This is a genomic window from Frankia sp. CcCS3 (assembly GCF_977927575.1).
The window spans coordinates 12,029-15,950 of the sequence record NZ_CDWRCL010000080.1; the positions used below are offsets into that span (position 1 = coordinate 12,029).

The window sequence follows — 3,922 nt, forward strand, 5'->3', positions numbered from 1 at the left end:
TGACGTTTCATGGCGGTGTTGATCGGGCCGTGTACATGTTCGCTCACGAAGATTTCTCCTGGTGGTCGCGCTCCCTTGACCGTGATATCCCTCCGGGTAGTTTCGGGGAGAACCTGACGTCGTTGGGAATGGATGTCACCGGCGCTCGGATCGGCGAGGTCTGGGCCGTCGGGTCCGCGGTGGTCCAGGTGACCTCGCCCCGCACCCCCTGCCGTGTTTTCGCCGGATTCTGGGACGTCCCGGATCTCATTAAGCGCTTTTCGCGGCGCGGTACGCCCGGCGCGTACCTGCGGGTTCTGGCCGAAGGAGAGGCCGCCGCCGGGGATTCGATCACAGTCCTGCACCGGCCCGGGCACGGGCTAACCGTCGGGCAGGTCTTCCGATCGCTCACGACCGAGCCCGACGGGCTACCCGCCCTCGGCGGCATCACGGATCTCCTTCCGGAAGACCTACGGAACAAGGTTCAGCGACGGCTGGCCCGATCAGCTCCCGCCAGCGGCGGGTAACGTCTCGGTCGCCGGGCCGGGCGCGGTCAGAACTTCAGGTACATGTCGTCCGGAATGATCGGCTGGTGGTAGGTGCACGATCCCGAGAGCACCGTCGATCCGTGCAGCCGCGACTTGGGAATGAGAATCTTGTCGCCGTCACTCAACGCGATCTTGTGAGTGACGTTGTTCCAGAAGTGCATGTCACCCGACTCGATCATGACCAGCCGGTGCTCGTCGTGGACGTGCGTCGTCGATGTCTCGTCACACGACTCGACGAACGTGTCGAGGTCGACCGCTATCCCCTCGGTGGTGAGGTAGGCGTCGATGGCCTCGGCCTTCGCCTTGTACTCCTCGATCGAGTCGGCCCAGGCCAGCTGCTCGGCGAGGTCACGGTCCCAGCGGCGGGCGAGCTGGGCGGCGTCCGTGAAACCGGCGTGAAAGGCGGTCAGAGCCGCATCCCCGGACAGCGCGAGCAGCGGGGTGAGCAGCGTGTCGACCAGGTCGTCCAGCGCGGCGGGGGTCAGCGCCGGCGGTGACGAGGCGAAGAATGCCGGCCGCTCGCCGAGGCCGTCCTCGACCGCATCCGCCCAGGCGGCGGCGGCGACCGCGTCGTCGATGCGCTGGTGCACGAACGCGCCGAGCAGCTCGGCATGCCGGTGCGGCGCGCGGGACAGCTGGTGGAGACGGTTGCCCCGGGCCAACGAGGTGTTCAGGTAGAGCTGCCAGTAGGCCCCGGCCGTCGGGGTGAGCCCGGCCACGGCGAGCAGGGCCGTCCAGGCGTCCGAGCCCGCCACCCAGCGCCGGTAGTCGTCGAGAAGCAGTCGCCGAGCGACCGGCTGGGCGAGGTCGTACTCGCCGAGCGACGCGCGGGCGGTCGCCGTGCGTACCGCGGGCAGGAATGCTGAGAGCTGCAACAACGCGAAGGTCGTCGCCTCGCGCCGGTCCCGGGTGCCGCGCAGCACCGTGAACGCGTCCCCCGGGTGGTCCCGGCGTTCCTCCCAGTAACCGCGCAGCTCGCTCAGCAACCCGCCGGCGGACGGGCCGACCGGCGGGGACGGGCGTTGGTGCGCCAGGAACGAGAACAGGTGGCGTTCGAGGACCGGCTGGGCGAGCGCGCCACGCAGCCGGTTCCCCGCGCCGTAGAAGTCCGAGGCGTCACGATCGGCCGCCGCGTTGCGGTTCGGCGGCAGGTACAGCAGGTCCGCGTCGTAGATGTTGCGCAGCATCCGGTGCCCGAGCAGGCCCGAGAGCTTGAGGGTGTCCTCGGGTCCCAGCGCGGTGCCGTAGTCGAGCCAGGCCAGGTCGGCGGGCCGGACCGGGCGCCGGTACGGGTCGTCCTCGGTGGTCAGCTCCTCCCACTCGGCCGGGCGGAAGGCGGGGTTCGACGCGAACGAGCGCACGAGGGCGTGCGCGCCCGGTCCGTGCTGGGCGGCCTCCACCCGGCGGGCCAGATCGTCGGGCCCGGCCGGCTCGACGGGTTCCGAGCGGCCGGGTTGCTCCACCGGCGCGCTCGCCGCCGGCACTGGGTCGAGGGATCGCTCCGGGGTGGTGGGCCCGGCCAGCGTCGTGGTCTGGTCCGAAGTCATCGAGTTCCTCCTCTGGTGGGGATGGTCGTTGGCGGCGGGCGGGCCAGGCGGGCCGGGCGCGGCGAGCGCGCTCCGGTCGATCTTGCCGGCCGCGGTCAGCGGCAGCTCGGCGACGTCGACGAAGGTGTCCGGGACCATGTGCTCGGGCAGCCGTTCGGCCAGGCAGGCGCGCAGGTTCGGTGGGCCGCTCGCCCCCGCGCGCACGCAGTACGCCCGCAGCTCGCCGTCGTCCCCTGCCTGGCCGGGGACAAGGACGACGGCGGCCTGGCGGATCCCAGGCTGGCCGCACAGCACGTTCTCGATCTCCTCCAGCTCCACCCGGAAGCCGCGGATCTTCACCTGGTTGTCGGCCCGGCCGAGAAACTCGATCTCCCCGTCGGCGCGGAACCGGCCCAGGTCTCCGGTGGCGTACATCCGGCTGCCGGGCACTGGGCTGAACGAGTCGGGCACGAACTGGTCCGCGGTGCGGCGCGGGTCGTTGAGGTAGCCCCGGGCCAGCGGCAGCCCGCTGATGAAGAGCTCGCCGACCGCGCCGAGCGGCACCGGGTTGTACTCGGCGTCCAGGACCCGGAGCTGAGTGTTCGGGTTCGGCCGCCCGATCGACACGCGGGCGGTGGCCTGGTCCGGGTCGAACACCCGGCAGGAGACGCCGATCGTCGCCTCGGCGGGCCCGTAGCCGTGGTAAAGCCGGGCCCGCCACCGCTCCCGGAAGCGCCGGTAGGCCTCGTCGCGCAGGACCTCGCCCCCGCACCAGACGTGCCGCAACGAACGCCCCGCCTCCACCGCGTCCGGACACTCGAGCATCGCCCCGAGCGTGGACGGCGCGACATAGCAGAACGTCACCGAATGGGCGCGGATGATCTCGAGCAACGCGCCCGGATCCGCCTCGGCCCCAGGCGGCGCGATCACCATGAGCGCCCCGGCGACCAGCGGCAGGAGGATTTCGTTGATCGAGATGTCGATGCTCAACGGCGCTTTGTGCAGGACGACGTCATCACCGGTGAGGCCCAGCAGGTCGACCTGCCAGCGCAGCCGGTTGCAGATCGCCTGATGACGGATCATCACGCCCTTGGGTGTCCCGGTCGACCCGGAGGTGTAGATGACGTAGGCGAGGTTCTCCAGGTCCACGGCGGGGTACGGGTGCGGGTTGTCGGCCGAGACCGCCCTGGCGGGCGTGCCGCCACCGGCGGTGACGAGCCGGCCGGCGGGGTCCAGCCGCAGCAGCGGCACGAAGCCGGCGCTGGCCGACAGCTCGGGCGGGGCGCCGGCCGCCCCGGCCACCACCGCCGCGATCCCGGCTTCGTCGGCCACCGCGCTGATGCGCCGGGCCGGCCAGGAGCCGTCCAAGGGGACGAACGCGCCGCCGGCTCGCAGCACACCGAGCAGGGCCACCACCTGGGCGGCCGAGCGTAGCAGGCACACACCGACGGTCACCTCCGGGCCGACCCCGACCGCGCGCAACGACGCGGCGACGGCTTCGGCCCGCCGTTCGAGGTCGGCGTAGGTGAGGGTGACGGCCACGCCCGCGCCCGCGTCGGCGCCCGCCAGACCGACAACGGCGGTCGCCTCCGGCGTCCGGCGGGTCGCCTCCGCCACAAGAGCGGTGAGCGATCGCTCGACGAGCGGATCCACCCGCCCGCTGGAGAAGTCGTCCGCGACCGGTCGCCGCTGGTCGAGGTCGGTCCCGCCCCGGCCAACGTCGCTGGATGGACCCGAAGTAGGGATGGAAGACCGTCTCGCGACCATGGTTTTCCCTTCCGTTCAGGCGGAACTCGTGGTGACCGGCCCGCGGCCCGACGCCGGGTCCGGGCCCTCGAGCCCGCCGTACCGGCCGGTGCGCGCCGGCGC

General features: G+C 72.1%; 2 protein-coding genes. One reads left to right on the forward strand and one right to left on the reverse strand.

Annotation, left to right across the window (positions count from 1 at the left end):
* On the forward strand, nucleotides 1–506 hold a 506-nt coding region (locus AC08OQ_RS09505; protein ID WP_476611990.1), incomplete at its 5' end, for an MOSC domain-containing protein.
* 26 nt (nucleotides 507–532) lie between these two features.
* On the opposite strand, the gene AC08OQ_RS09510 is transcribed toward AC08OQ_RS09505, so the two are convergent.
* Nucleotides 533–3,820, reverse strand: coding sequence for an amino acid adenylation domain-containing protein (locus tag AC08OQ_RS09510; RefSeq protein WP_476599882.1), 3,288 nt, complete (start codon nucleotides 3,818–3,820; stop codon nucleotides 533–535).
* Between the last annotated feature and the right edge of the window lie 102 nt (nucleotides 3,821–3,922).